Raw genomic sequence first — 25,270 nt, 5'->3', positions numbered from 1 at the left:
GGCCGGTACGCCGTGGTGTGGTTCAGCTGTGTCCCGCTGGTGTCACTTGAAGTTGACGTCGCTGCACAGGAAGTACTTCTGGTCCATGTGGGACGCCTTCCAGACGGTCACCACGACGTGCCGTCCGCTGTAGCCGGAGGTGCTGACGTCGGTGACGTAGTGCGCCTGGTAGGGGTAGCGGCCGGTCTTCTTCACCAGTTCGAGGTCGTCCCACCCGATGAGCTCGTACTCGGGGTTGAAGCCCTGCTTGGTGACGTAGACCTCGAGCCAGTCGGCGCCGTGCCGGGCCTCGTCGTAGAGGTCGACGGTGAAGTTGGAGCCGATGTCGGTCATCTTCCACGGGCCGGGACGGTCGAGAGGCCGGTAGTTCGTCTCGCCCTGGCCGCCGGCGCTGCAGATCTGGCCGTCGGGGATGACCTGCTTGTAGTTGTCGCCGGTGTTGTTGGCGTAGACGGCCTTCCACGCGCCGATGGCGTTGGCGTTCTCGTGGTAGGTGCGGTAGCACATGGGGTCCTGGGACTCGTTGGGCTCGGTGTAGCCCCAGCGCTGCAGGCAGCCGTAGTTGCGGGTCTCGGGAGTGATGACCGTGCCGTGTGCTGCGGCGGTCGGCGCTTGGGCGAGCATGCCGAGCAGGCTGGTGGCCAGGACTGCGGCGCCCAGTGCGGTGCGGCCGGCCGCGGTTGCGGGTACGCGGTTCATGATGCTTCTCCTCCGTGTCCTTCGGGAATCACAGGCCGAGCGTGGGCTCGGATTTACGTGCTCATGACAGGCTGTTGTGTGGCGTCAGATGCTGTGCGTGTCGCTCACCTCCCTTCGTGGGTGCTGCTTGCGGTGGGTGGAGTGGGTGAGCAGCTCGGTCGCGGACCATCGGCCGGGGCCCAGGACGGCGATGAGTAGGAAGGCCCAGCAGAACAGGGCCGCCTGCTCGCCGCCGTTCTCCAGCGGGAACAGTCCGTCGCTCTGGTGGTGGACGAAGTAGGCGTAGGCCATGGAGCCCGAGCACACGGTGGCGGCGGGCCGGGTGCCCAGGCCGAGCAGGACGAGGGCGCCGCCGACCAGCTGGATCACCGCCGCCCACCATCCAGGCCACTGGCCGGTGCTGGGGGGCTGCCCGTGCGGTCCGCCGAGTACGTCGAAGAGCGTTGCTGCCCCGTGGCAGGCGAACAGCAGGCCGAGCACGATCCGGAACAGGCCGAGCACCGGTCCCTGGTACCTGGTGGGTGTCTCCACGGTGATGCCCTTTCTGATCGGCGAGCGCTTCTTTTAGAGAGGAGCGGGGTGCGGGGGGGGGGTGGCCGCCGGCAGCGATGGGTCGCCGGCGGCGGCCACCGGGGTGGGTCAGGAGGTGAGAGTCCACCTCTGGCTGGCCCAGGTGCCGCAGTCCCACAGGTGCAGGCGGGCGCCGTCGGCGGTGCTCTGGCCTTCGATGTCGAGGCAGCGTCCGGACTTGACGTTCGTCAGGGTGCCGTTGGACTGGAAGGTCCACTTCTGGCTGTCCCAGCTGCCGCAGTCCCACAGGTGCGCCTTGGTGCCGTTGGCGGTGGCGCCGCCTTCGACGTCCAGGCACTTGCCGCCGGACTTCAGCTGCTGGCCGTCGAGCGCCCAGCTCATCGAGGCCACGTTGGCGCAGGCCCACTGCCGGACGGCGGTGCCGTTGGCGGTGGATCCGCCGGCACGGTCGATGCACTTGTTCGTCGCACCGTTGACGATCTTGCCGCCGGCGACCGGGTCGGGGTCGGGGTTGTTGCCGCCGGGGCCCCAGGCGTTCCAGTTGTCCCAGGTCTCGGCGTCGAAGCCGATCCGGCCGAGCTGGTCGGCTGCCCAGTTGTTGCCGGACTTGCTGATGACGGTGCCGCCGACGGTGTAGTTCTCCAGCTTCAGGCCGCGGCTGTCACGCGTTTCGTTGCCGAGGGTCACCTTCTGCCCGGCGCTGTTGGAGTACCGCTTGAGGAGGCTGACCTGGGAGGAGGGGTCGAGCTGGTTCCATGCGCCGATCTTGAGGTTCTTGACGTGGATGTTCTCGGTGCTGGACAGGGCGAAGACGCGGATGGCGCAGTTGGTCATGCCCTCGACGGTGATGTTCTCGAAGGTCATGTTCTTCACCCATGCGCCCGGGACGGCCGTGGTGGTCGAGCCGGTGTTCTCCCAGTGCGAGGAGGAGTTGATGATGCAGGTGTTGTACTTGACGTCCTTCCAGTACATCCGGTTGTGGATGACGTGCGTGTTGTTCACCCGGACGTTGTCGATGTTGCGCGGGGTCCAGCCCCACTGGATGACGGGGCCGTTCTCGTTCTTCCAGATGACGGTGTTATCGATGCTGACGTCGCTGTGGTACATCTTCAGCACGTCGTCGTTGGCGTTGAAGAACGTGTTCTTCATGGTGCTGCCGCGGTAGAGCTCGATGCCGTCGGTCTGCCAGTACCAGGACCCGACCTGCTTGTAGTTGTTGACCCGCATGCTGAAGGTCTGCTCGTCGCCGTAGACGACGAAGGAGTGGTAGGGCGGCTCGTTGATGGTCACGCCCTGCAGGTCCAGGTGCTGCTGGCGGCCCTGTGCCGACTGGAACTGAAGCATCTTCACGCAGCTGGAGTGGCAGTTGGACGCGCCGGAGAGGTGGTCGTAGTTGTTGTTGGTGTCCGCCTCGTAGACGTACTGCTCACCGGAGAGGACGCCCTGGCCGGTCACCTTGTACAGGCCCTGGCTGTCGTCGGGGAACCGAATGGCGCCCTTCACGTACGCGCCGGGGGCCAGGTAGACCCACTTGACCTGCTTGGGCAGCAGCGCGTGGTACTTGGAGGTCATGTAGTAGGTGCCGGGCCGGAAGTACACGATCTCCTCGCTGATCGTGTTGAGGTTGGTGACCTGGCCCTGCTGCGGGTAGTGGATGCTGCCGGAGGCCGCAGTGGGGACCAGCCGGTCCTTCTCCGCGCCGGCCGGGGCCGGTTCGGCGAAGATCATCATGGAGTTGCGGGGCTCGGTGTGGATGGCCCGGTTGCCGCCGCCGCCCTGGGTGGTCAGTTTGCCGGCGTCGGTCGCGGGGCCGGACATGTCGTTGTAGGCCGTGTACAGCTGCGGGTCGAATTCGACGGAGAACCGGTAGCCGGCCTCGCTGTAGGGCACCTTGACGCGCACGGTCTTGCTGTCGACGAGTTCCTTGGCGAAGTTCAGGCTGCTCGGCTTGATCTTGACCTGGTCGGCGGAGGAGATCGTCTGACCGGTGCGCAGGGAGACGTCGACCCACACGTCGGTCGTGTACTGGAAGGACGACCAGCTCATGGTGAGGTTCACGGACGAGGAGAACTCGGCCCCGTCCTCCTTGCTGTAGCCGATCTTGCCCTTGCCGCTGCGCGGGATGCTCATGTACGCGAACGAGTCGTACTTGGCCGTCGGGGCCGCCGCGGTGGCGACCTTCACGTCGTAGAACGACGACCGCCGGACCTTGTCGTTGGCCACCGGGCTGGTGGTGTTGAACTCGTAGTTGTCGTGCCACCAGGTCTTCAGGGCGGTGCTGTCCGCGGGTGTCGGCTCTGCAGCCGATGTGGCCCGGGCGTCAGGGGCGGGCCGGAGCGGGGGCGTTCCGGCCGCGGCCGTGCTGACGGGCACGATGACCGAGGCCAGTGCCAGTGCCAGCGCCAGACCGACGGCGAGCGCCGCCAGTCGTCTCAGTGCTGCTGCGGGCATGCTGATTGTCCTTCTCCTTGGCATGAGGGGGACCACCGCGGCTGTGCACCGCGGTCTGTTCGGGCGGCTCGGCCAGCGCGCAGGCCGGCGAGACCGCACGCATCAGAGGGAAGCGCGGCCGAGGCGGCCAACGGCGGGTTCCTACAGGTGTGCTTGGGGGCGGCAAACTGGGTGTCCCCGGCCGGTCCGGGCTACGTACACATGGTTGGCCGGATGCCCGGCGGATCGGCCGGCCACGGCCGCATCGCGGACCGGTGACCGGGCCAGCGCAGGAGACCTCCCTTCGGCAGGCAAGTTCGGGGTGGCGCGTGCGTCCGTGGTTCATCCGAGGGCACCAGGACACTCCGGTTCTCCGCCCTACCCGGGCCGGTGGACGCAGCACGCACTCCGCTGAGCGCGCCAACGGCGCAGACAACGGACCCCTGGGGTGCCGCCCAGGAGCCGGCTCTCGAGCCAGCGCCGTGCGGTCGCCAGATAACGTCCCGTCATTTCTTCCCCATGTCAACGAAATGAACAAGATTCACAGCCGCTCACCCCTCCCCGTGGCCGAACCAAGACCCCAGACCGGGACTTCTTACGCAGAAAGCAGGCGCCCGAGGCGCGATCACGGTTACGTAACACGCTGTTTTCTTTCTTGACGCACGAAAACTGGGGGGACAGACTCCCGTCATGTCCAGCCGGCCCGGACACCGGGTCGGCACCCGGAGCAAGGCGGGAGGAGATCACGGTGATCTTCCTGGCTCTGGTTGTGCCACGGTTTCGGCGTCATGGACGACGGCACGCACCGCATCGGGTTCGATGGAGGCGGACCGGACCGACCAGCCCTTGACCGACTACACCTTTGGAGGCGCGCGTGATGAGCCCGTCCAAGATCCGCTTTTCGGAGCTTGTCGGTGAACAGACCCGGGCGGAGATCTTCGCGACCGTCCTCACCTCGGGCCCCATCTCGCGCACCCAGCTCGCCCAGCGCCTCGGTCTCGTCCCCTCGAGCGTGACCCGGATGCTTCCCCCGCTCCTGGAGCACGACTACCTGCGCGAATCGGACGCCGCTCCCCAGGGGCGGGGCCGGCCGCAGAAGATGCTCCACGTCAATCCGGACAAGCACATCGTCGTCGGCACGAAGATCGGTCCCGCGCAGGTCTCCGGAGTGGTCACCGACATGGCGGCCAACGTCCTGGCCCGCGCCGAGGAACCGATCGCCGACTGCACACCCGAGACCGCCCTGTCCGCCGCTGCAGCCCTGACCAGTAGGCTCCTCTCCGAGGCGCCCGAAGCGGCGGACAGGGTACTGGGGCTGGGAGTCGGAGTCAGCGGACACGTCGACTCCGACTCCGGCATCTGCCGCTACTCGGCCCTGCTCGACTGGGACAAGGTCGACGTGGCCGGCCCGCTGCGCGAGGCGACCGGTCTGCCGGTCGTCGTGAACAACGACGTCAACACCCTGGTCGTCGCCGAGCGCTGGTTCGGGCAAGGGCGCGACGTCGACTCCTTCGCCGTCGTCACCGTCGGTCCCGGCATCGGCTGCGGCCTGCTGCTCGACGGAACCCTGTTCTCCGGCGCCACCGGCCTGGCCGGGGAGCTAGGCCACCTGCCGCTCGACCCCGCGGGCCCGATGTGCAGCTGCGGCCGCCGCGGCTGCCTGGAAGCTCTCGCCGGGGACCGGGCGGTCCTGCGCCACCTGCAGGATGCCGGTATCCCCTGCACCACGATCTCCGAAGCCATTGACCTTGCCCGCTCGCCCGCAGGCGGGTCCGCCCAGGCGGTCGCCCGCTCCGCGTTCGCCGAAGCAGGAGCCGCCCTGGGGCGAGGACTGGCCGGCATGTGCAACCTGCTGAACCTGCAAAAGGTCATCATCGCCGGAGAGGGAGCGGTCGCTCACGACCTCTTCGGCCCGGCAGCGACACAGGCGCTGGAGGCGCACGCGTTCTCCACGGCTGCCCGCGACTGCGACATCCACGTCGACCCTGTCCGCCACGACCTGTGGGCCCGAGGCGCCGCTTGCCTCGTCATCCGTGACGCGGTGGGCGCGGCCATCTCCTGACCCACGCCGCCGGCCATCACCACGGCCTGCCCAGCCCCTCCCTCTTCACTTTGAGTAACCGATTACACACGATGAGGTTTGACGTGCCGGAAAACGTAGCCAGCCCTGCCGACTCCTGGTGGAGCAACGCGGTGGTCTACCAGATCTATCCGCGCTCCTTCGCCGACTCCAACGCGGACGGCATAGGCGACCTCCAGGGCATCATCGAGCGCCTGGACTACCTGTCCGAGCTCGGCGTGGACGTGCTGTGGCTCTCCCCCGTCTACCCCTCGCCGCACGACGACAACGGCTACGACATCAGCGACTACCAGGACATCGACCCGCTCTTCGGCACACTCGCCGACTTCGACCGGCTCCTGACCTCGGTGCACGAGCGCGGCATGAAACTGGTGATGGACCTGGTCGTCAACCACACCAGCGACGAGCACGCCTGGTTCACCGCCTCCCGCGACGGCGGACCAGGCGGAGCGCATCGTGACTGGTACATCTGGCGCCCGCCGCGTGAGGGCATGGAGCCCGGAACGCCGGGAGCGGAACCGAACAACTGGGAGTCGTGGTTCTCAGGTCCCGCATGGACGTACGACATCGCCAGCGGCGAGTACTACCTGCACACCTTCTCCCGCAAGCAGCCCGACCTGAACTGGGACAACCCCGAAGTCCGCCAGGCCGTGTACGCGATGATGCGCTGGTGGCTGGAGCGCGGGGTCGACGGCTTCCGCATGGACGTCATCAACCTGATCTCCAAGGACCCGGCCCTGCCCGACGGAATCGTCCCCGAAGGCGCCCGCTACGGTTTCGGCCACCCCTACTACGTGTGCGGCCCTCGCATCCACGACTACATCGCCGAGATGCACCGCGAGGTCTTCGACCGCCACCCCCGCCGGCTGCTCACCGTCGGTGAAATGCCCGGCGTCACGGTGGAGGAGGCCAAGCTCTTCACCGACCCCGCCCGGCGCGAGCTCGACATGGTCTTCCAGTTCGAGCACGTCGGGCTCGACCAGGGACCCGGCGGCAAGTTCGACGTCCGTGCCCTGAAGCTGACCGAGCTCAAGGCCAGCCTCGGCCGCTGGCAGACCGGCCTGGGCGAGACCGGCTGGAACAGCCTGTACTGGAACAACCACGACCAGCCCCGGGTGGTCTCCCGCTTCGGCGATGACACCCCCGCCTACCGGGACCGCTCCGCCAAGCTGCTGGCCACCGTCCTGCACCTGCACCGAGGCACGCCCTTCGTCTACCAGGGTGAAGAACTGGGCATGGCCAACGCCCCGTTCACCTCCGTCGACGACCTGCGGGACATCGAGTCTCTCAACCACTACCGCGAGCAGACCGCGCAGGGAACCGATTCCGACGCCGTCATGCGGGGGCTGCGGCACCGCAGCCGGGACAACGCCCGCACCCCCATGCAGTGGGACGCCACCGAACACGCCGGCTTCACCGCCGGCACTCCGTGGATCGCCGTCAACCCCGATCACACGGACGTGAACGCCAAGGCCCAGCTCGCCGACCCGGAATCGGTCTTCCACTACTACCGGCGCCTGATCGCCCTGCGGCACACCGAGCCCGCCCTCACCCACGGCGACTTCCACATGCTCCACCCCGACCACGAACAGCTCTACGCCTTCACCCGCCACGACGCGGACCGGGGCACCGAACTGCTCGTCCTGGCCAACTTCAGCGGCACCGACCTCACCGTCGACCTGCCCGACGGCTGGGAGCACAGCGAAACCCTGATCGCCAACGTTCCCGCCACCAACCCGCTCACGCAGCCGCACACCCTGCAGCCGTGGGAAGCCCGCGTCCACCGCCGCCGCACCACCAGCTGACACCGCCCGCCCTTGTCGCAACGACGCACACCAAGGAACAGCCATGAACATCCCGCGCACCCGCTCCGCCCTTCGCAGAAAGCCGCTCCTCCTCGCGGTCACCGCCCTGGCCCTGCTGGCACCGCTGACCGCCTGCGGCGGCTCCGACGCCGCCGAGGGCGACGGCAAGACCCTTCGCCTGTGGCACTACGAGCAGGAGGACGGCGCCCTGAGCAAGGCATGGGACGCGGCCATCGCCGAATTCAAGAAGACCCACCCTGACGTCAAGGTCGTCTTCGAGCGCAAGACGTTCGAGCAGATCCAGCAGAACGCCGGCATGATCCTCAACTCCGACAAGGCGCCCGACGTCATGGAGTACAACAAGGGCAACGCCACCACCGGACAGCTCGCCAAGCAGGGCCTGCTCACCGACCTCACCCCCCTCGTGAAGGAACACGGCTGGGACAGGAAGATCAGCGAAAGCGCCTCCGTCACCGCCCGCTACAACGACAAGGGCGAGATGGGCGGCGAGAAGTGGTACGGCATACCCAACTACGGTGAGTTCGTCCTCACCTATTACAACGACGACCTGTTCAAGAAGCACGGTGTCGACAAGCCCACCGACTTCGAGAGCTTCGAAGCCGCGCTCGCGAAGTTCAAGGCCGCCGGCATCACCCCGCTCGCCAACGCCGGCAACGACCACCCCGCCAGCCACTGGCTCTACCTGCTCGCCCTGTCCAAGGCGAACAACACCTGGGTCGACAACTACCAGCGCTACCTGGGCAAGGTCGACTTCCACGGCCCTGAGATGACCTACGCCGTCGACAAGTACCAGGAGTGGCTCGACAAGGGCTACTTCGACAAGAAGGACGTCGGCCTCAAGGGCAGCGACATGGTGGAGCAGTTCGTCTCGCAGAAGCGGCCCATCATGGTCGGCGGCAACTGGTGGTTCGGCAGCCTGACCACCGACATCAAGAACTTCCAGTGGTCCACCGCCCCCTACCCGGGCAGCGAGAGGACCCTCGGCTCCGGCGGCAACAACTGGGTCATCCCCACCAAGGCCAAGAACAAGAAGCTCGCCGGGGACTTCATCGACATCACCATGTCCGACAAGATCCAGAAGCTGATCGGTGAGGAAGGCAACGTCCCGCTCGCCGCCAAGCCGGCCGACATCACCAACCCCAAGTCCCGCCAGCTCACCGAAGCCTTCGCGCAGACCCAGGAGAACGACGGCCTGGCCTTCTACCCCGACTGGCCCGTCGCCGGCTACTACGACACCTGGGTCGCCGCCACGCAGAACCTCATGAACGGCGGCAAGGCCGACTCCGTCCTCGACGAGCTCGCGGCTCCCTACGAGAAGTACCGCGCGACCAGGCCGTGACGTTCCCGACCCGGCCGTCGCCTCATCGCGCCGCCGGCCGGTAACCACGCGTTCCGGGGACGGCTGCCCGGGCCCCCGCGGCAGCCGTCCCGCCCAACCAGGAGCAACAGTGAAAACCAAACGTCACCCGCGGTCCACGGGCTATGCCGTCTTCCTCGCGCCGGGCCTGCTGCTGAGTCTGCTCTTCCTCGTCGTCCCGCTGGTGATGACCTTCTACTACAGCCTGACGGCGTGGCAGGGCATCGGCGATCCCGCCTTCATCGGCCTGGACAACTACACCCGCCTCTTCCAGGACGCCGACTTCTGGGCTTCCTTCCGCAACATCGCCTTCGTCATCATCGGCATCGCCGTCGTCCCCACCCTGCTCGGCCTGTTCCTGGCCGCGCTGCTGTTCGACTACATCGGCAAGAAGCACGGCGACGGCATCGTGGGCATCTTCCGCTCCGGCCTCTACCTGCCCCAGGTCATCCCCGTCGCCGTCACCGGCCTGATGTGGGGATGGATCCTCGCACCCGAAGGCGCCGTCAACAGCATCCTGGACACCATTGGCCTCGGCTCCCTCGCCGAGAACTGGCTCGGCGACCCCGACCTCGCCCTCTGGGTCGTCCTGTGCGTCCTCGTATGGATGCAGCTCGGCTACCCGCTCGTCCTCTTCATGTCCGGCCTGCAGCGCATCGACCCCGAACTCTACGAGGCCGCCGCACTCGACGGCGCCTCCTGGTGGCAGCGCTTCACCCGCATCACCGTGCCCATCCTGCGGCCCGAGGTCTACGTCGTCCTGGTCACCACCACCATCGCCGGCCTGAAGGTCTTCGCCCAGATCTTCGTCCTCACCGGCGGTGGCCCCGGAAACTCCACCCTCGTCCCCGCCTACTTCGCCTACCAGAACTTCTTCGAACGCGCCGACGTCGGCTACGGATCCGCGATCTCCAGCACCATCACCCTGCTCGTGCTGATCATCGCCGGAACGATGCTCACCCGCCAGGCCCGCGAGGACGGATGACCATGACCACCGACACCACCACCCCCGTCACGTCCCGGGCCAAGAAGACAGACATCCCCGGCCCTGCCGCCCCCACGGGCTGGCGCAGGAACAAGGCACCCCGCAAGCGCAGTGCAGGCTCCTACGCCGTCCTTGCCGCGGTCACCGTCTTCGTCCTGGCCTTCCTCGCCCCGTTCGCGATCATCCTGCTCAACTCCTTCAAGACCAGCGCCGACTACCGGACCAACGGGTCACTGTCCTGGCCCGAGCACTGGAACTGGGACATCATCGGCGACGTCTGGGAACGCGTCGACTTCACCCAGAAGCTCGTCAACAGCATCCAGATCAGCCTCGGCGTCGTTCTCATCGCCGTCGTCCTCGCCCTCTTCAACGCTTACGCCATCGGAATCGGCCGCGTCCGCTGGCGCACAGCCTTCCTCGTCTTCTTCCTCGGCGTCAACGTCCTGCCACAGGAAGGACTGGTCTACCCCATCTACTACCTGTTCAAGGAGATGGGCCTGTACGACGGAAAGCTCGGCTACACCATCCTCGTCGGCATCACCTACAGCGCCTTCGGCACCTACCTGCTCTCCTCCGTCTTCAGCAGCTTCCCCCGAGAGCTCATCGAGGCCGCATCCCTCGACGGCGCCGGCCGCTGGACCATCCTGTGGCGCATCATCCTGCCCATGAGCTGGCCGACCCTGTCGGTGATGTGCGTGTTCTTCTTCGTCTGGAGCTGGAACGAGTTCCTCTACCCACTCGTCCTGCTGATCTCCAACGACAACCAGACCGTCCCCCTCGGCCTGTCCGTCATGCAGGGCCAGTACACCAGCGACCCCACCGCCCTGAGCGCCGCCGCCCTCCTCGGCGTCATCCCCATGGTCGTCTTCTTCCTCATCTTCCAACGCACCCTCACCCGCGGCGTCACCGCCGGCGCCGTCAAGTAGTCCTCCCACAGGGGTCCCATACCACCCCGGATCCGGCTCGCACCTGCCCCGCCGCCGGATCCGGGGTTCATCTGTGCCACTTCGTCCGTCGGGACGGAGACGGACATCACTGGTTGTCTGGCTGGGTCTCGGTGGCTGCGATCTCGGCGACGTGATGGAGAGCAATCTGATACGCCTCAGCGTTCCCTGGTTGCTTCTGCCACGTGCGGATGCTGGCGGTGGCGGACTGCAGTGAGCCGAGCGGTATCCCGAGGTAGAGGGCGGCGGAGCGGCGGGAACGGCCGGTGGCCATCTGCACGAGGCGGATGGCCGCGTCCCTGCGCAGTTGCCGCTGCGGAGCGTCGAGTGCGTCGAGCGGAGCAGCCCAGTGCTCGGGCAAGGGTGCTGAGACGGTGTCAGGGTCGAGCCGGCCGCGGGGGGTGGCGGGCTGTGGGAAGAGGGAGGGCGGGCCGGCGGCCTTGCGGGGGGAATCGGACGCTCCTGCGGATCACCGTGGTCATGGAGGGTGAGCAGTGCTGGGCGTGATGCCGCAAGCGGATGCGGGCGGTGCTGGTCGAAGGCAGGGAAGACAGAAGGCGCGCAAGGGTGTGGCGTCCGGACGGGTCGTCGAGGATGGCCACGGTGACGTCCATCAGGTCGGCAGCCGCGAGCGGGTCTGCGGGCGGGTGTCCGAAGGTCCGGGCCACCCGCCCGTCGCCCAGCGCGGTCGTACGTTCCGGGTGCGGGCGGCGCAGAACCTCAACGTGCGCGGCGACCGTATCCATCGGCCCGAGTTCAAGATGAGGTCGCCGACCAGGGGGCAGGTTCCGCGTATGGCTGAGACGGTCGCGCGGACATCGTTGAAGAACTGCTGGCCGACACCTTTTGTCCCAGACTCGTCACCCCTTGATCGGCCCCGGTGGCGGCACTGGCAAGCCGCTCAGGGGCGTGTGCCATGGCCGATGTAGGCCGTACGAGCGGTCCGGTGTCCTGGTCGAGCGCCTGGCCGCATACAGCAGCTCGGCCGGTGCTGTGGCGATGGCGACACCGGATGGGGTGCAGGCGCTGTGCAGGGGCGGGGCGGTCGGCACGCGGGGAAGGCCGCCGGTGCCCTCAAGAAGCCGCCGCCTGCCCCCACCGACTCATCAGAAAGGGCGCCACAGAAATCAGTTCACCTGCGTGCGCACATCACCCTGCGGCTCCGGCCGGAGGAGGCGGTGCGCCGGGCGAAGCTCTCGGCCGTTCCCGCGGCGGGCTGACCACCAAGATCCACGTAGCTGCGGAGGGCCGCTGCCGCCCGTTGTCCCTGCTCATCCCGTCGGGGCAGCAGGCGGACTGCACTCAGTTCGAACCGATCATGGACAAGATCCGCATTCCCCGCACAGAACTCGGGCGACCCCGCCGCACCCCGGACAGCGTCTCCGCCGACAAGGCTTACAGCAACCGCAAGATCCGTGCTTACCTCCGCAAGCGCGGCATCCGGCACGTGATCCCCGAGAAGAAGGACCACAAGGCCGCCCGCCTGCGACGGGGGTCGCGCGGCGGGCGCCCGCCGGGCTTCGACAAGGCGCGATACAAAGATCGCAACACGGTGGAGCGGACGATCAGCAAGCTGAAGCAGTTCAGAGCGGTCGCCCCCCCGGCTATGACAAGCGCGGATACGTCTTCCTCGGCACTGTCACCGCCGCCGCACTCCTCATCTGGCTCCGCTCGTGACCACAGCGACGAACTGATTGTTGCTGCATCGTGCCCCGCCGCCGGGCCGAGGTGAGCGAAAACGGGTTGTGCCTGGGTAGATGATCAGCTTGGGTTCGTGCTCGTGACTGACTTGAACGATCTCGTGCGTCCGGACCGCTATCCGCGCTCCTCTCGCTATGACCCCGCCTGGTTGCTCAACCTCGACATGGGACCGAACCCGCTGTGGCTGCTGGAAGACCTCACCCGGGATCTTGATCTGCGTCCGGGGATGCGGATTCTCGACCTCGGCTCCGGCAAGGGCGCCACGTCGGTGTTCCTGGCCCGCGAGTACGGCGCCCAGGTCGTTGCGGCCGACCTGTGGATCGCCCCCGAGGACGCGGCAGCCGTCTTCGCCGAGGCGGGCGTCGGCGACCAGGTGAATGCCGTGCGAGCTGAGGCGCACACTCTGCCGTTCGAGGAGGAGAGCTTCGACGCCATCGTGAGCGTGGACGCGTTCGAGTACTTCGGAACGGCGGACAGCTACCTGCCCTACCTGACACGGTTCCTCCGCCCTGGCGGACATCTGGCGATGGCGACTCCCGCCATGACCCGGGAGGTCCGTGAGCTCGGAGTCATCCCACCTCACATCAAGAAGGTGGTCGGCTGGGAGGCGATCGCCTGGCACACGGCGGAGTGGTGGCGCTTTCAGTGGGCGATCACCGAGCTCGTGGAAGTCACCTCCGCGTGGTTGCCGCAAGACGCCTGGCGGGACTGGCTGCTGTGGGCCCGGGCAGCGGCCGAGCACACGCCCGACGGCCGGAGCGCGAACCAGCCCGTCATCGACATGCTCACCACAGACGGCGGAGAATTCCTCTCCTTCGCTCTGATAACTGCACGTAAGAACTGAGCAGACTTCACGCCGTCGGCAATTCTGTATCTCCGATCGTGATCGGAGATACAGAACCATAGGGCCTGTCTGACAAAGTTCGGTCTCCGGAAAGCAGTCAGCTGAGCCGGGTGGTGGCGTACGCCTCGATGGCGTCGCGCTGGTAGGCGGCCAGGCCCGGTGCGATCGCCTCGTACGCGGCGCGCCAGGCGCTGTTGTCCACGCAGGACCGCCCGATGGTCCGGTACTCCTCGGCGGAGACGGGCCGCAGTTCGGTCATGGCCTGGTACTGGGCGTCGATCTGGGCCTGCACGGGCGCGGCGTCGGCCGGGTGGCCGGCGGCCATCAGGTCGGCCAGCAGGATCATCTGTGTCGTGCGCTCGCGCTGTCCGGCCTCGATGTCCTGTGGGGTCATCGCGGCGACCGTGCGGGCGACTTCCTCGGCGTGCTCGGGGAAGTCGCGCAGGCTCTCCTGGTACTGAAAGGGCTGGATGCCCTCGAACAGGTTCTCCGGTCGGTTGATGGTCATGGGATTGCCGTCCTTCCTGGAATGTTCCAGTTCGGCGATCGTGCGGGAGACGGTGCCGGCGAGGGCGTCGAGCCGGTCCCGCTCGGCGAGCAGCCGCCGGTGGTGGCCGCGCAGGGCGTCCACCTCGTCGACCTGCTCGGCCAGGATCCGGCCGACCTCGGGAAGCCCCACGCCCAGTGCCCGCAGTACGAGAATCTGCTGCAGCCGCAGCAGCTGGTGCTCCTCGTAGTAGCGGTGGCCGTTCGCCCCGATCCGGGCGGGCGGCAGCAGGCCGACCTCGTCGTAGTGCCGCAGGGTGCGGGCGGTCACACCCGACATCCGAGCGACCTCCGCGATGGGCCAGTCCATCGTCCGCTCCCTCACGATCGCGTCACCGGGCCGGTTTCTCCGGCCCTGTCAAGGACGGTAGAAGCTGCCGCAGCGGCAACCGCAAGCCCGCACCCTCACGATCTGGATGGCCGCCCGCGACTGTCCCCGACGACCCAGCCAGCACACCAGTGACTTCCAGAGCACGGCCTAGCGCCGCATCAAGCTCAGCCCGTTGCCACCGGAGCGGTTGGCAGGGTTGTCGCTGCCCTGCGGCCAGGTCGCCACCATGGCGACATCCCCAGTTGAGGTCGCCATCGTTGGTCCAGCCGTTGAAGGTACGCCTCTGTGCGGCGACGCAGATGCCACAGGGCTTGTCGCCATCGTCGTACCGGCTGGGTGTCCAGCTCCGCGCCGACGCGTGAGGCCACGTGGGCGCGACCATGCCTCGGGCGGAGAGTCCATGGCCGGCTACGCGGTCGGATGCGCGAGTCCGCGCGATGAGGGGCCGGAATGACCGACTCACCGTCGGCCGAGGTGGACATGGGCGTCGGAGCGAGCAGCCGTGGTGCCAGACGTTCAGACCGGGTCACTTCCTATGGAGCGGGTGGACGCTTGACGCAGCGGCCTGGTCGCTCCCCGACGCCGACAGGTTCCGGCCGTGCGCTTCGTGGCAGTTGCCCCATGTCCCCGCTCCCTGTCACGGAGGAAGGCGAGCGGGGCCATGGGGCGGCTCTGACTACCGGGCTCCCAGCTCGGCCAGCAGGTTCCTGTATGCGTCCGGGTGCTGCTCCCGCATGACGTCCATCCACACCCGGGCTCCTTGAGCGAACGTCTCGGGACTCATCTTCTGGTGAAGGTGGTGAACGCAGTAGAAGGCGTCGTCGTAGGGGAGCCGCTTCGGCTGCTTCGGCTGCGCCGCTTCCGCGTTCGCCGTGCCGGGTTCGACTGGGCTGGTGCGCGGTTCCGGGAAGATGGACTCGGGAGCCTGATCACGCTCCGCGGGCGGCGTGACGGCCTCGGAGCGAAGCGGCGAGGCAGGCGAAGCGACCGGGGAAGCAGTCGGCGAAGTGGGCGGTCCGGTGGGCGCCTGCGGGATTATCACGCCGTGATAATCCGCGGGGCCCGACGAACGCTCGACGGCCTCGTGCGGCTGAGTCTCCGCCTTGATGCGGGCCGCTTCCGCTCGTTCGTCCGCTTTGGCCCTCTGTTCCTCGGGGGACAGTTTGCCGAGGTTGCGGACGTGCTCCACCTTCCGCGTTCCGGTCACCAGATCCTTCTGGAGCTCGGGAGTGAGCTTCAGAAGGGACAGCTTGCTGGAGATGGTGTTCTGCGGGATGCCCAGCCGTTTGGCCGCTCTGGTCTGGGAGCCGTAGTAGTCGACCAGGGTCTTGAGGGCGTGGGCCTCCTCCAGGTCCGTCATGTCGTCGCGGTGGTAGTTCGCGACGAACGCGGCCTCGAGGAGGGTTTCGTCGGTGGCGACCCGTCCGTTGTCGACGCGGACCGGGATGGTGGCCATGCCGACGCGGCGAGCGGCCTCGAGGCGGCGGTGGCCGTCGACGACGATGTACTTCGCTCCGTCGTCGAGGTCGTCAGCGCGGTCCGGCCGGTTGCGCAGGTAGGCGTCGACCGTGGCAACGGCGATGGGGATGATGATGCCGACCTCGCGGACGCTCTGTACCGTCTCGTCGAGGTTGCGCAGGTGGTTGCGCGGGTTGTCGGGGTTGTCGCTGATGCGGGTGACCGGCAGCTCGGTGATGGCCGCCGTGGTCGACTCCTCGCCCGCGATGGTCTGGTCGATGAGGTTGCGTCGGGAGGACCGGGCGCCGCGGGCTGCGCCGAACGCGGGTGCCGATCCCAGGGTGTCGGCCTTGCTCACCGGGTGGCTCCCCTCGCTACCTGCCGCATGGCTTCCGCCTGATCGCTGTGTGGCGCGTAACTCAGCAGCGGCATCCGCTTGCGGACCGCTTCCCGTTGCTCCTTCAGGTCGCCGATGACGGCGAGGACCTTCGGGTCGCCGAGCGACTTCCAGTTGTCCAAGGAGGAGGTGGCGACGTAACCGCGGCGGGAGTCGTAGAGGTTGACGACCAGGCCGAGGTAGTCGATCTCGAGGGAGAGGTCCTCGCAGAGGTCTTCGATCTGCTGGGCGAGCATGCCGTAGGCGGTGGCGGAGGAGTCCTCGGCGAGTACGGGGATGACCACCCCGGAGCCGCCGGCGGCTTCGCCACGGCGTCGGCGCCCGTAGTAGAGGGCGGCGTCCATGGCGATGCCGAGGCTGGGCGGGCAGTCGACGATGATGACGTCGTAGTCGGATTCCAGGGGGCGCAGGGCCAGTTCGAGCGCGGCCTCCTTCTGGAAGCCGCGCTTCTGCATCGCCACAACGGCGATCTTCGCGTCGAGAAGGAAACCGTCGAAGCAGGCGGGCAGTACGTGCAGGCGCTTCTCGAACCGCGGGTCCTCTATCACCACGACGAGATCGCGCAGATCTCCTCCGCCGTCACCGCACATGTGCGAGACCAGGCTGTCGTGATCGGGCTCGATCTGGGGGACTCCGAGCTGTTCGCTGAGGTGTCCCTGCGGGTCGAAGTCGACGACCAGGACGCGTTTGCCCGCCTCGGCGTAGGCCTCGCCGATGCCGGCGGAGATGGCGGTCTTACCGACCCCGCCCTTCTGGTTGCCGACGATCTTCCGTTCGGGTTCGGTCCCGCGGGCACCGTGCTGGGGGGAGGGGTTCGCGTCGAGCCAGCCACGGATCGACTGGGCAAGACCCTGGGTGTAGGAGACACCGCGATCGGCACAGGTCTCTTTGAACCGCTCGTACAGCCCTGGCGGAAGCCAAGTGGAGAACGACCTCGCGCCGGCGGTGTCCACTTCGGCCGCACCGCTCGTGCTGTCACGCCAGTCGTTGATGGCCGCCTCGACGGCATCCTGGATGTCCAGGCTGAGTTCGGCAGCGCGGACCTTGAGTGCTTGCTGGAGCGCGGAGGGCAGCTTGGACGCTACCTTTTCCCGGTCTCCGTCGGGGTAGGGGGAAGCCATGACGTCAGCATACTGACTTCTATGGGCGTGATGACACCCGCTTTGCAAGTTCTGACGCGGTTTCACCCAATGGGCGTCTGACCAGACTCACTGAAGGTGGGCCAGTCTCAGTCGATCTGTGCCGTCCGGCCTTGCGTCCCGGTCGATCTGGCCCCATCTTCCGATCCGTCTCGCTCCGTCTGAGCCAGTGTCGTGCCAGGCTTCCTATGGTCGTCGTACGTGGTCAGCGCCGGGTGGAGGCGGCTGGTGAAGACTGAGGACTTCTCGCTGGAGCAAAGTCGACGGACGTGGTGAACCGAGCTGCACAGCGGGCCGCTTGAGGCGATGTGGCCGGCGCGTTTCGAGGCTGCCAGGCAGGAGCGGACGTTCCCGTCGTACCGGGGGCAGCGCGACTTGCCCAGCTGGTACTGGCTGCTACCAGTGGCGAGTTGATGAGCTTCGAGTCGTGGAGGGAGCGCGGTCACCTGATGCGGCTGGACGCCGGGCTGAACGTGGTGGCCGTCGCGTCACAGCCGATTCGGCGTAGCTGGAGCCCACCGACCACCCTCTCGCAGCCGAACAGCGGGCCGGCATCACCATGCATCGCGTGCGTGAATCGCCGAAGCCGTTCTCCACCCCACCGACAGCGAATCCAAGTGACGTCGCACCTGCTGCTGACCTAGCTTTCCGCCCATGACCACCCCGGACGTCGGCACTGCCGACAAGGCCGGCGTGACGATCCGCTGCCAGGACAACGTGTCGGTCGGTGTGAGGTTCGCCGATCGGTTCAGCTTCGACGAAGACTCCGTGCACTACGCCGTCGAACTGCAGGCACCAGGCCTGGCCGCCCGAGTCGATGAGGTCGTCGCCTGGATCTGGGACAGCGACCTGGCCCCTTTCCTGGAAGAGCTCGCCGCTGACTACCGGGGATGGGACGGCGAACGGAGCTGGCAGACCAACGACCGTGACCTCGCGGTGTCAGCCGTCTTCCGGTCCGGCGGATACGTCGGACTGACCTGGACCTTGCGTCCATGGCCGCAGGCCGCCGGCGGCTGGAGCGCCTCGGTAACCACCTGGCTGGAGGCCGGTGAGCAGATGGCTTCCCTGGCGGCCGATGTCCGGCACTTCCTCGCCGGTGAGCCACGGTGACAACTGGCATACGCATCACCTGGACGCTGGGGGAACATGGGTGGGCCGACTGCGCCGTTGAGGACCACCAGGCGAAAGCAGAGCTGACCGCTTCCTGCATCAGCAACGCACCCGAAGAGTTCCTGACGGCGGTGGCCCGGATCGTCACGGGCGAGACAGAGACCCGCGCCCAGTTCGAGGCCGAGCCGACGGCTTACCGATGGATCTTCTACCGCGAGGCCGCGGATGTCTGGATCCGCTTGCTCGAACTACGTCACGGCAGCGACCACGACAACAGGGGCACCGAGATCTGGTCATCCCAACTCCCCATCGACGCACTCGCCCAGGCTGTGGTCCGCTGCTTCGACGAGGTGGCCCGGACCAACGGCGAGAGCGGCTACCGAGGCAAACGGTGCGAGCACTTCCCTCGAGCCGAACTCGAAGCCCTCAGACGCCTCTGGCACGCTCACCGCCACGACGATTGGCACATCGCCACAGACCCCAACTGCTCAGGTTGAGTGAGACAGACCAGCCTTCGCCGTCTCACTCAAGCTGAACCACCCCAGGTCACGGCTTCACGATGGCCCACGCCCACTGAGACGGGTCATCACCCAACGGGCGTCCGGCCTGGATTATCACGCCGTGATAATTGCCTGCCTCAGCCGGTGCGTGATGCTCCCGCTGGTTCGCTCGCGGAGAAGCGATCCGACTCTGGAGTCGGATCGCTTCAGTCCTGGCCTGGCTGCTGTACTCGGGCAGACGATGAACAGTCCCTATGACGAGAGCATGACGAGAGAGGCGCAGAGACCGTTGAGTCTCTGCGCCTCTCTCAACTGGTGTGCTTGCTCAGCCGGTCGGCCGGCTCAGCAGGGGGACCACGACTTGACGCGCGGTTGCTGCTTCGCCCAGACGGAAGAACTTCACCTGACCCATGGTGTGCGTGCACTCCAGGTAGCCGGCCGCCTCAAGCTCACGTCGTGCCCGGGAGAAGTGCGGTGCGGGTACGCCGATCAGCTCAGCCAGCTCGGCCGCGGTGCGCTCGACGCTCGTGTCCAAGCCGCCCAGGATCGCGTAGGTCATCAGCATGTTCTGCTTGAGGTGAGAGAGATCGCTTATACGCGCCTGCAGGGCTTCGAGCTCTGGGTATGGACTGTTGCGTGCCATGGTCAGGCCCTTCGTCGCTGCGCCGGACGGCCCGGCAGGGTCGGCAGGTGGTAGGAAGCTGCCTCTTCGGACTGTTCCCGTCCGGAGAGACTGGAGACGATGTGCGGAGTCACCCGGTACTTGATGGTCCGGCCGATCACATCGGCCACCAGGAGCATCTTGTGCTCGGCGAGCTTCTTCGCCATCCTCCTCGTCGCTTGCGGGGTCAGTCCGAGGAAGTCGGCGGCCTCCACTGCCGTGGCGCCACCCTTCCCGTTGTACGTCATGATCCCGCAGTAGAAGAACAGCCGAAACTCGTTACCGGTGATTCCTGAATCAGCCGCGAGCATGGCGAGGACTCGTTCGAAGCTGAACTGCCCGTGCCGTCCGCCGAAGGCGTAGGACCGGCGTGGGGCGCTCTCGTCTTCTGGTTCCAGCAGCTCGTGGACCTCACCAGTCGCGGTGTTGACCAGCGCGCGGCTGCGTCCACTGCGCCCCTGATTTGGCACTTGCGACCCCTGACCTGGGCTTGTCTCTGACAACCGGGACATTACCACTGGCGACATGTCGTGTGGGGTAACCGAAGGAACGTGGCGTTTCCTTGACGTACCCGTCCCGACAGGTCGCTGAGGGTCATCGAAGGAATCCTGAGGTTCCTTCGATGACCTACTGCGTCATGTCGCCATGGGTCATCGAAGGAACTGCTCGGTTCCCTCGATGACCACTGACGACATGACCACTGACGACATGTATCGGCATCCTAGGATGCCTATATCGGCACTCTGAGATGCCGATATAGGCATCCCTGGGTACCAATCAAGCAAGCGTTTCCGCAGGTCAAAGCCATGCGACGGCTACGCACTCTCCATGCAAGGGAAGGTCTTTCAAGGAACCCGCCGTGGGGGAGGCCCTGCGGTACTCGCGCAAGCGCTCCGTTCCTCGGGGTGCCCCTCAGGCCATCGGCTCACCTCACCTTGTGTTACTTACCGATCTCAGCAGTTACACAACGTGGCGGAGGTCCGATGTGGGTGAGGAGGCATACGCGCGCCAGCCCGGGAGTCTGCAGGTATGGCTTTGGCGGGCTTTCGCTGGCTGAGGATCGAACTCTGGTTGTAGTGCGTACCAGCATCGTCCTCGTTTGTGCTGGGGACGAGTTGGTCCCGTTGCGTACCCACTTCCTGAGGGGTGAGCAGGGGATGCACTCCCCTGGGAGCCACCGACGTCTGCGGGTAACGGGGGACAGGACCTCACCCTCCACGGAGGTCCGGCCTGGATTATCACGCCGTGATAATCGTCGGTCTCGCCATCGACCACCGCACCCGTCGGCCCCGGCCTCCAGGGAGCTGCGACGATGCTCCTCGTTTCAGGGGAGGGCATGTGGTCGTCGTCTTCGTGTGTGCGGGGTGCGACGCAGAGTTGCCCACATTGCTGCCCCAGGTCGTCCTGCCGGTTCAAGCGCGTCAGAGATACGGCAACGGGGGCCGGCTTCCTGTGCTCATGGAGCCGGGCGGGTTCGCCGAGGAGCTGGAACCGCGGGGCCGCTGTGGCACAGGCGGGAGGAGTTCGGTCCGAACGGAGCGGTCGCCCGCGGCATTCACGCGTCGGTTGACGAGCTGTCGGCCGGCGCACCCGGCGCGATCGTCATCGCCCCCGGAGACACCCGTGGCACGTGCTGATCCCGGGAAGAGCAGCGGCCATTGCTGCGTGGCTTTGTTCATGAGGTTGGGTTATGGCCCGAAGTCCGTCCTGGCCCACTGTCCCGAGTTGGACGCTCTCGCCGGGCGCGTCCGTTCCTTCGGGCAGATGCTCACCCAGCTTCGGGGAGAACGGCTCCCCGAGTGGATCGCGGCGGTCCGGGCCGACGACCTGCCCAGCATGCGCACCTTCATCAGCGGCCTCGAACGTGACCTCGCGGCCGCCACTGCCGGCCTGACTCTGCCCTGGAGCTCAGGCGTCGTGGAAGGCCATGTCAACCGCATCAAAATGATCAAACGGCAGATGGACGCGTCGGCTCCAAGCTCCTGCGCAAGCGAGTACTGCTCGCTTCGTGACCTTGGACCATGGGATCCCCGCATACTGACGACCATGACGTCAACGATCCCGCCCGAGCCGAAGCGCGCGTCCTTGACGGTGGCCGGGCGTCGCCTGTCCTTCCTCGACTTCGGCGGTCTGGGTCGTCCTCTACTCGCCCTGCACGGGCACTTCGGGGAAGGCCGCACCTTCGCGCACCTGGCCCGGGAGCTGAGGAACTCCTGGCGAATCATCGCGCTCGATCAGCGTGGACACGGCCTCTCCGACAGGTCTTCCGATTTCTCCCGCACCGGCTACGTCGAGGACGCAGCGACGGTGCTGCAATATCTGGAGATCCACCGGGCGGCCGTACTCGGCCACTCCCTGGGCGGCGTCAACGCCTACCAGCTCGCGGCCCGGTTCCCCGGACTTGTGGACGCACTCATCGTCGAGGACATCGGCGCCGAGGTCGATGACGACTTGTCCTTCAGCCTGACCTGGCCGCACCGGGCACCGACCCGGGCCGAACTGTTGGAAGACCTCGGGGCCTCGGCGCGATACCTCATAGGCGCCGTCCGTGAGTATCCCGATGGATGGGGCCTTGCCTTTGACCCGAAAGATATGAATGCCTCGCAGCAGGAGCTCAACGGGGACCACTGGAACGACTGGATCTCCAGCGACTGCCCAGCCTTGCTTGTCCGCGGCAGCCGGAGCACAGTGCTCAGCGCGGAGCACGCGAAGGACATGGCGACGCGGCGCCCCCATACCCAGCTCATGGAACTTCCCGCCGGACACACCGTCCACGAGACCGTCCCAGACGAGTTCGCCGCAGCTGTCAACGAGTTCCTCGGTTCGCTGTGAACCTACCGAATGAGAGCTTCAGCCGGTAACCCACCGTAACGGGCCACAAAACCTGAGCCAGAACCGCACTTCGCGAAGCACCTCGACGGGCACGACTCGAACAGGCAGCAGTACTAACGGAGCGTGGTAGTCGGCGCTGGCACTGGAGCTTCGTCGAGTGGCAGGCCTCTCGTTGACAGGCCAGTGGGTTCCCAGTCCCGAATGGGGACTGGGACCCCAGTGAGGATGCCGGTCAGACCTCCGATTCGAGCAACCAGCTGAGCGGGGTGTCCTCGTTGCGGTCACCGGCGGAGGTCTTCATCCGGCCCACGCTCACCTTCGCGGTGTCGTTCTCGAGATGGAAGCCGACCCTGTAGCCGGCGGCGGTCACGTCATACGTCTGGACGGTCCAGGCGCCGTTCCTGTTCACGCCGACGCGCACCTTGGCGTCGCTGAAGTCCGCGCCGAAGGACAGGTAGAACTTCTTCCAGCCGAACGTCACTCCGTTCGGGGGAGGCGGCACGATGAGGCGGACGTACCGGGGATGGATGAGCTTGCCACCCTCGTCGAAGGCGAAGCCGTGGGGGAGGTCCTCGGTCTGGAACGAAGGCACGAAACTGTTCCTTCCGTCAGCGTCGGCCGTCCGCAAGCTGCGGACGAACCCAACCACCGGAACAATCAGCCACCCCGAGCGCTCCACACCACCTTTGGCCCGAGCGCATCAACGGCCTCCGGTCATTGGCGTCAACCGGCGTTTACCGCAGGCCCGACTGGCGCCAAGCGCCTGGGCCCTTGACGTTGTGGATCCGTCACTCTCATAAACCACCGCCTGCCGCACGTTGGTATACGCAAGCTGACGCGAAAGCACTCTGCCCGCCTTCACCCACACAGGTGGTCTTCCGGGCGCCGCATACGGCGGTCGACAGCTGCTGATGATCGAACAACGCCAGGACACATGCTGCCGAAGTGCTGAACAACTGCTGAGCAGCCTCGTGCACAAAGCCAGCTGCGGTCTCGACGGAGCCGACGGACCCAACATGGCTTGCGAGGCGTGCGGGCTGCCTGTGGTGAGCCGGATCGATGACTGCTCGCTCTGGCAAGCGGTGTGGTTCACCCCGAACGCCGTACGTCATCGGTCCGTGGCCAGCGCGTGTCCTCGTTGGATGAGTTGCAGGCCCTGCTTGGCGAGCCCGCCCGCCAGCGATCCACCTCAGATGACTGGAGCGAAGTCGAGCACATCACGCCCGCGAGTGCCGCTCGGTCGGGGACGCGTAGCCGTCCGGGAAAGCGGTGGCGTCACCCTGGCGGCTGCCGACCGCCCGCGACCGGGGCTGCGGGAGATCCTCGAGAATCTCCCGGCGTACGTACGCACCGGCCCTCTTCTGAGTACCGGCTGGAAGCACCGAAGCACACCTTCCCCGGCGTCTCCGGTGACCGTGCCCCACCTCGGTCGAGCAGAGCCGGTGCACCGAATTATCACGCCGTGATAATTGCCTGCCTCAGCAGATCCGTGACGCTCCCGCTGCTTCACTCGTGGAGAAACGATCCGACTCCAGAGTCGGATCGCTTCACGGCACCGCCCCTTCAGCTGCCGACGGCTCGCAGGTGACGTCCGGCCTGACCTCGGTCCTCGAAGAGTGCGGGGGCAAGGCGGTAGTGCTTGACGCTTCCCACGCTGCCGGTCACCTCCAGCCAACCCGCCTCGAGCAGCTCCTTGCGGGTGCGAGAGAGCACCGGCGGCGTCATCCCCGCTGTGGCAGCCAGTGTGCTGGCCTTGATCATCACTGTTCCGTCGGGACGTTGCTCCGAGGACGCGTAGAGCATGACGACGATGCGCTGGTTCGGGCTGAGGATGCGCCCGGTCTTCTTCAGCAGGTACTGCACGTCTGCCGCGTCATGAATCCTCATCAGGCCTCGCCCTTCTTCCCACGCCGACGAACACGGGGCTCACGCACCTTCGTCTCCGGAGGGTTCCAGTCCTTCACGGCTTCGCGGTGCGCGAAGCCGGTACCGATAAATGCAAGGTAAGGCGTGCACCTGTAGAAGGTGGTCCGCCCCAGCCCGCCCGCCTCGACAAGCAGCCGAGCCTGCTTGAGAACTTTCACTGCCCTGGACAAGGCATCCGCGCTCATGCCCAGTTCTTCAGCGATGGCAGAGCCCGTACGCATGATGGCCTCTTCGCTCGTCTCCGTGGCGAACCAGTACCAGACGAGGACGCGAAACTCCCGGTCGGTCAGGCCCGAGGCCGCCGAGGCGAGTTCCCGGCCCTTGCGGATGCCCACGTTGATGTGAGCTCCGTCGAACGCGTAGTTGGCGCGGTGTACCTCCTCGACCTCTCCTGTGTCCTGATCGACCAGGGCGAGGATCTTTCGCGCCTGCTCTGTCATGTGGGGGCCGTCCCTGCAAGTTGGTATGGGGCCGGCAAGCGATCGGACTCGGGAACGGATCACTTACCAGGAAGAGCATTACCACATTGCTAAGCGAACCCGCTGCACAGTCGGATCGGCGTGCGATGAGCGAAGAGGGACGGAGTGTGCACATAGCTAAGTGACCCGACTCCAGAGTCGGGTCAATCCGATCCTGGAGTCGGGTTGATCCGACTCCAGGATCGGGTAACCCGACTCCAGGATCGGGTATGCCGATCCTGGAGTCGGATCACCTCACACGTTTCCGCAGGTCAGAGGCGCTTTCGGGGTTACGCTCTCTTAATACATCAAAGTGCCCAAGGTTCCGCATCCTCGGGGAGGCCCTCCGGGCCGTCGCAAGCGACGGTCCTCGGGCGTGTCGTGCGTGGGCCGCTGTTGACCCGCGGTTTGACCGGGGCTCAGGTGACGTAGCAGCAGGAAGGCGTGGCTGGTCGGGTCTGTGGCTGAGGTGGCACACGCGCGCCTGTACGGTCGGCTCACTCGCCGTCGTGGCT

Annotated in this window: 21 protein-coding genes and 2 pseudogenes; 11 read left to right on the top strand and 12 right to left on the bottom strand. The window is 66.6% G+C overall.

Annotated elements, in window-relative coordinates; translation table 11 throughout:
• Window positions 1–42: 42 nt before the first annotated feature.
• The 3 genes from ACH4F2_RS28845 to ACH4F2_RS28835 all read right to left on the bottom strand — a co-directional run bounded on the left by ACH4F2_RS28845 (window position 43) and on the right by ACH4F2_RS28835 (window position 3,681).
• On the bottom strand, window positions 43–699 hold the full coding sequence (locus ACH4F2_RS28845; protein WP_398135680.1) for a lytic polysaccharide monooxygenase: 657 nt from the start codon (window positions 697–699) through the stop codon (window positions 43–45).
• A gap of 84 nt (window positions 700–783) precedes the next feature.
• On the bottom strand, window positions 784–1,230 hold the full coding sequence (locus tag ACH4F2_RS28840; protein WP_398135679.1) for a DoxX family protein: 447 nt from the start codon (window positions 1,228–1,230) through the stop codon (window positions 784–786).
• 108 nt (window positions 1,231–1,338) lie between these two features.
• Window positions 1,339–3,681, bottom strand: a complete 2,343-nt coding sequence (locus tag ACH4F2_RS28835) for a family 49 glycosyl hydrolase (RefSeq protein WP_398135678.1) — start codon at window positions 3,679–3,681, stop codon at window positions 1,339–1,341.
• 856 nt (window positions 3,682–4,537) lie between these two features.
• On the opposite strand from ACH4F2_RS28835, the gene ACH4F2_RS28830 reads away from it, so the two are divergent.
• The 5 genes from ACH4F2_RS28830 (at window position 4,538) to ACH4F2_RS28810 (ending at window position 10,834) form a co-directional block, all read left to right on the top strand.
• Window positions 4,538–5,722: an ROK family protein gene (locus ACH4F2_RS28830; RefSeq protein ID WP_398135677.1), complete on the top strand. Its 1,185-nt coding sequence runs from the start codon at window positions 4,538–4,540 to the stop codon at window positions 5,720–5,722.
• 83 nt (window positions 5,723–5,805) lie between these two features.
• Window positions 5,806–7,545 (top strand): alpha-glucosidase, encoded by a 1,740-nt coding sequence (locus ACH4F2_RS28825; protein WP_398135676.1) that lies wholly within the window; start codon window positions 5,806–5,808, stop codon window positions 7,543–7,545.
• A 43-nt stretch (window positions 7,546–7,588) separates the two neighbouring features.
• Window positions 7,589–8,905, top strand: a complete 1,317-nt coding sequence (locus ACH4F2_RS28820; RefSeq protein ID WP_398135675.1) for an extracellular solute-binding protein — start codon at window positions 7,589–7,591, stop codon at window positions 8,903–8,905.
• A gap of 109 nt (window positions 8,906–9,014) precedes the next feature.
• Window positions 9,015–9,908: a carbohydrate ABC transporter permease gene (locus ACH4F2_RS28815; protein ID WP_398135674.1), complete on the top strand. Its 894-nt coding sequence runs from the start codon at window positions 9,015–9,017 to the stop codon at window positions 9,906–9,908.
• A 2-nt stretch (window positions 9,909–9,910) separates the two neighbouring features.
• A complete protein-coding gene (locus tag ACH4F2_RS28810) occupies window positions 9,911–10,834 on the top strand; it encodes a carbohydrate ABC transporter permease (protein WP_398135673.1) in 924 nt (307 codons plus the stop codon).
• A 106-nt stretch (window positions 10,835–10,940) separates the two neighbouring features.
• Here ACH4F2_RS28810 and ACH4F2_RS28805 read toward each other — a convergent pair whose 3' ends face one another.
• Window positions 10,941–11,213: a hypothetical protein gene (locus tag ACH4F2_RS28805; RefSeq protein ID WP_398135672.1), complete on the bottom strand. Its 273-nt coding sequence runs from the start codon at window positions 11,211–11,213 to the stop codon at window positions 10,941–10,943.
• 822 nt (window positions 11,214–12,035) lie between these two features.
• On the opposite strand from ACH4F2_RS28805, the pseudogene ACH4F2_RS28800 reads away from it, so the two are divergent.
• A pseudogene (locus ACH4F2_RS28800) lies at window positions 12,036–12,529 on the top strand (IS5 family transposase); the annotation flags it as partial.
• 103 nt (window positions 12,530–12,632) lie between these two features.
• Window positions 12,633–13,397, top strand: a complete 765-nt coding sequence (locus ACH4F2_RS28795; protein WP_398135671.1) for an SAM-dependent methyltransferase — start codon at window positions 12,633–12,635, stop codon at window positions 13,395–13,397.
• A gap of 97 nt (window positions 13,398–13,494) precedes the next feature.
• Here the strand turns inward: ACH4F2_RS28795 and ACH4F2_RS28790 are convergent, their stop codons facing one another.
• The 3 genes from ACH4F2_RS28790 to ACH4F2_RS28780 form a co-directional block, all read right to left on the bottom strand.
• The gene (locus ACH4F2_RS28790; RefSeq protein WP_398135670.1) at window positions 13,495–14,253 is read right to left on the bottom strand and encodes a MerR family transcriptional regulator; all 759 of its coding nucleotides are present in this window, start codon (window positions 14,251–14,253) and stop codon (window positions 13,495–13,497) included.
• Window positions 14,254–14,950: 697 nt separating this feature from the next.
• Window positions 14,951–16,090, bottom strand: a complete 1,140-nt coding sequence (locus tag ACH4F2_RS28785; protein ID WP_398135669.1) for a ParB/RepB/Spo0J family partition protein — start codon at window positions 16,088–16,090, stop codon at window positions 14,951–14,953.
• Window positions 16,087–17,250, bottom strand: a complete 1,164-nt coding sequence (locus ACH4F2_RS28780) for a ParA family protein (RefSeq protein WP_398135668.1) — start codon at window positions 17,248–17,250, stop codon at window positions 16,087–16,089. Before ACH4F2_RS28780 ends, ACH4F2_RS28785 begins: the two co-directional genes overlap by 4 nt.
• 672 nt (window positions 17,251–17,922) lie before the next feature.
• Between ACH4F2_RS28780 and ACH4F2_RS28775 the strand changes: the two genes are divergently transcribed.
• Both ACH4F2_RS28775 and ACH4F2_RS28770 read left to right on the top strand, forming a co-directional pair.
• A complete protein-coding gene (locus ACH4F2_RS28775; protein WP_398135667.1) occupies window positions 17,923–18,378 on the top strand; it encodes a DUF6228 family protein in 456 nt (151 codons plus the stop codon).
• Entirely contained in the window at window positions 18,375–18,875 is a 501-nt protein-coding gene (locus tag ACH4F2_RS28770; protein ID WP_398135666.1) for a hypothetical protein, read from the top strand. The genes ACH4F2_RS28775 and ACH4F2_RS28770 overlap by 4 nt, the downstream gene beginning before the upstream one ends.
• 328 nt (window positions 18,876–19,203) lie before the next feature.
• On the opposite strand, the gene ACH4F2_RS28765 is transcribed toward ACH4F2_RS28770, so the two are convergent.
• A complete protein-coding gene (locus ACH4F2_RS28765) occupies window positions 19,204–19,521 on the bottom strand; it encodes a hypothetical protein (RefSeq protein ID WP_398135665.1) in 318 nt (105 codons plus the stop codon).
• 2 nt (window positions 19,522–19,523) lie between these two features.
• Window positions 19,524–20,009, bottom strand: coding sequence for a MarR family transcriptional regulator (locus tag ACH4F2_RS28760; RefSeq protein WP_398135664.1), 486 nt, complete (start codon window positions 20,007–20,009; stop codon window positions 19,524–19,526).
• Window positions 20,010–21,393: 1,384 nt separating this feature from the next.
• Here ACH4F2_RS28760 and ACH4F2_RS28755 point away from each other — a divergent pair.
• A pseudogene (locus ACH4F2_RS28755) lies at window positions 21,394–21,551 on the top strand (ISL3 family transposase); the annotation flags it as partial.
• Window positions 21,499–22,371 carry an alpha/beta fold hydrolase gene (locus ACH4F2_RS28750; RefSeq protein WP_398135663.1) on the top strand — a complete coding sequence of 291 codons (873 nt, stop codon included), beginning with the start codon at window positions 21,499–21,501 and terminating at the stop codon, window positions 22,369–22,371. The pseudogene ACH4F2_RS28755 and the gene ACH4F2_RS28750, both read left to right, overlap by 53 nt.
• A gap of 232 nt (window positions 22,372–22,603) precedes the next feature.
• Here the strand turns inward: ACH4F2_RS28750 and ACH4F2_RS28745 are convergent, their stop codons facing one another.
• The 3 genes from ACH4F2_RS28745 to ACH4F2_RS28735 all read right to left on the bottom strand — a co-directional run bounded on the left by ACH4F2_RS28745 (window position 22,604) and on the right by ACH4F2_RS28735 (window position 24,737).
• A complete protein-coding gene (locus ACH4F2_RS28745) occupies window positions 22,604–22,963 on the bottom strand; it encodes a hypothetical protein (RefSeq protein WP_398135662.1) in 360 nt (119 codons plus the stop codon).
• 971 nt (window positions 22,964–23,934) lie between these two features.
• Window positions 23,935–24,258, bottom strand: coding sequence for a replication initiation protein, RepL2 (locus ACH4F2_RS28740; protein ID WP_398135661.1), 324 nt, complete (start codon window positions 24,256–24,258; stop codon window positions 23,935–23,937).
• Window positions 24,258–24,737, bottom strand: a complete 480-nt coding sequence (locus tag ACH4F2_RS28735; RefSeq protein ID WP_398135660.1) for a MarR family transcriptional regulator — start codon at window positions 24,735–24,737, stop codon at window positions 24,258–24,260. The genes ACH4F2_RS28740 and ACH4F2_RS28735 overlap by 1 nt, the downstream gene beginning before the upstream one ends.
• Window positions 24,738–25,270: the final 533 nt, after the last annotated feature.

It is taken from the genome of Streptomyces sp. NPDC017890 (assembly GCF_044328675.1).
Taxonomy (GTDB): Bacteria; Actinomycetota; Actinomycetes; order Streptomycetales; family Streptomycetaceae; genus Streptomyces.
This window is presented reverse-complemented; position numbering and strand designations above follow the sequence as displayed.

Excerpts from the sequence above, each read along its gene's own strand:
- ACH4F2_RS28740 (WP_398135661.1), bottom strand. The coding sequence starts at position 24,258 with ATGAGGATTCATGACGCGGCAGACGTGCAGTACCTGCTGAAGAAGACC.
- ACH4F2_RS28780 (WP_398135668.1), bottom strand. The coding sequence starts at position 17,250 with ATGGCTTCCCCCTACCCCGACGGAGACCGGGAAAAGGTAGCGTCCAAG.
- ACH4F2_RS28830 (WP_398135677.1), top strand. The coding sequence starts at position 4,538 with ATGAGCCCGTCCAAGATCCGCTTTTCGGAGCTTGTCGGTGAACAGACC.
- ACH4F2_RS28735 (WP_398135660.1), bottom strand. The coding sequence starts at position 24,737 with ATGACAGAGCAGGCGCGAAAGATCCTCGCCCTGGTCGATCAGGACACA.
- ACH4F2_RS28790 (WP_398135670.1), bottom strand. The coding sequence starts at position 14,253 with ATGGACTGGCCCATCGCGGAGGTCGCTCGGATGTCGGGTGTGACCGCC.
- ACH4F2_RS28765 (WP_398135665.1), bottom strand. The coding sequence starts at position 19,521 with ATGGCACGCAACAGTCCATACCCAGAGCTCGAAGCCCTGCAGGCGCGT.
- ACH4F2_RS28750 (WP_398135663.1), top strand. The coding sequence starts at position 21,499 with ATGGACGCGTCGGCTCCAAGCTCCTGCGCAAGCGAGTACTGCTCGCTT.
- ACH4F2_RS28810 (WP_398135673.1), top strand. The coding sequence starts at position 9,911 with ATGACCACCGACACCACCACCCCCGTCACGTCCCGGGCCAAGAAGACA.
- ACH4F2_RS28835 (WP_398135678.1), bottom strand. The coding sequence starts at position 3,681 with ATGCCCGCAGCAGCACTGAGACGACTGGCGGCGCTCGCCGTCGGTCTG.
- ACH4F2_RS28820 (WP_398135675.1), top strand. The coding sequence starts at position 7,589 with ATGAACATCCCGCGCACCCGCTCCGCCCTTCGCAGAAAGCCGCTCCTC.
- ACH4F2_RS28775 (WP_398135667.1), top strand. The coding sequence starts at position 17,923 with ATGACCACCCCGGACGTCGGCACTGCCGACAAGGCCGGCGTGACGATC.
- ACH4F2_RS28845 (WP_398135680.1), bottom strand. The coding sequence starts at position 699 with ATGAACCGCGTACCCGCAACCGCGGCCGGCCGCACCGCACTGGGCGCC.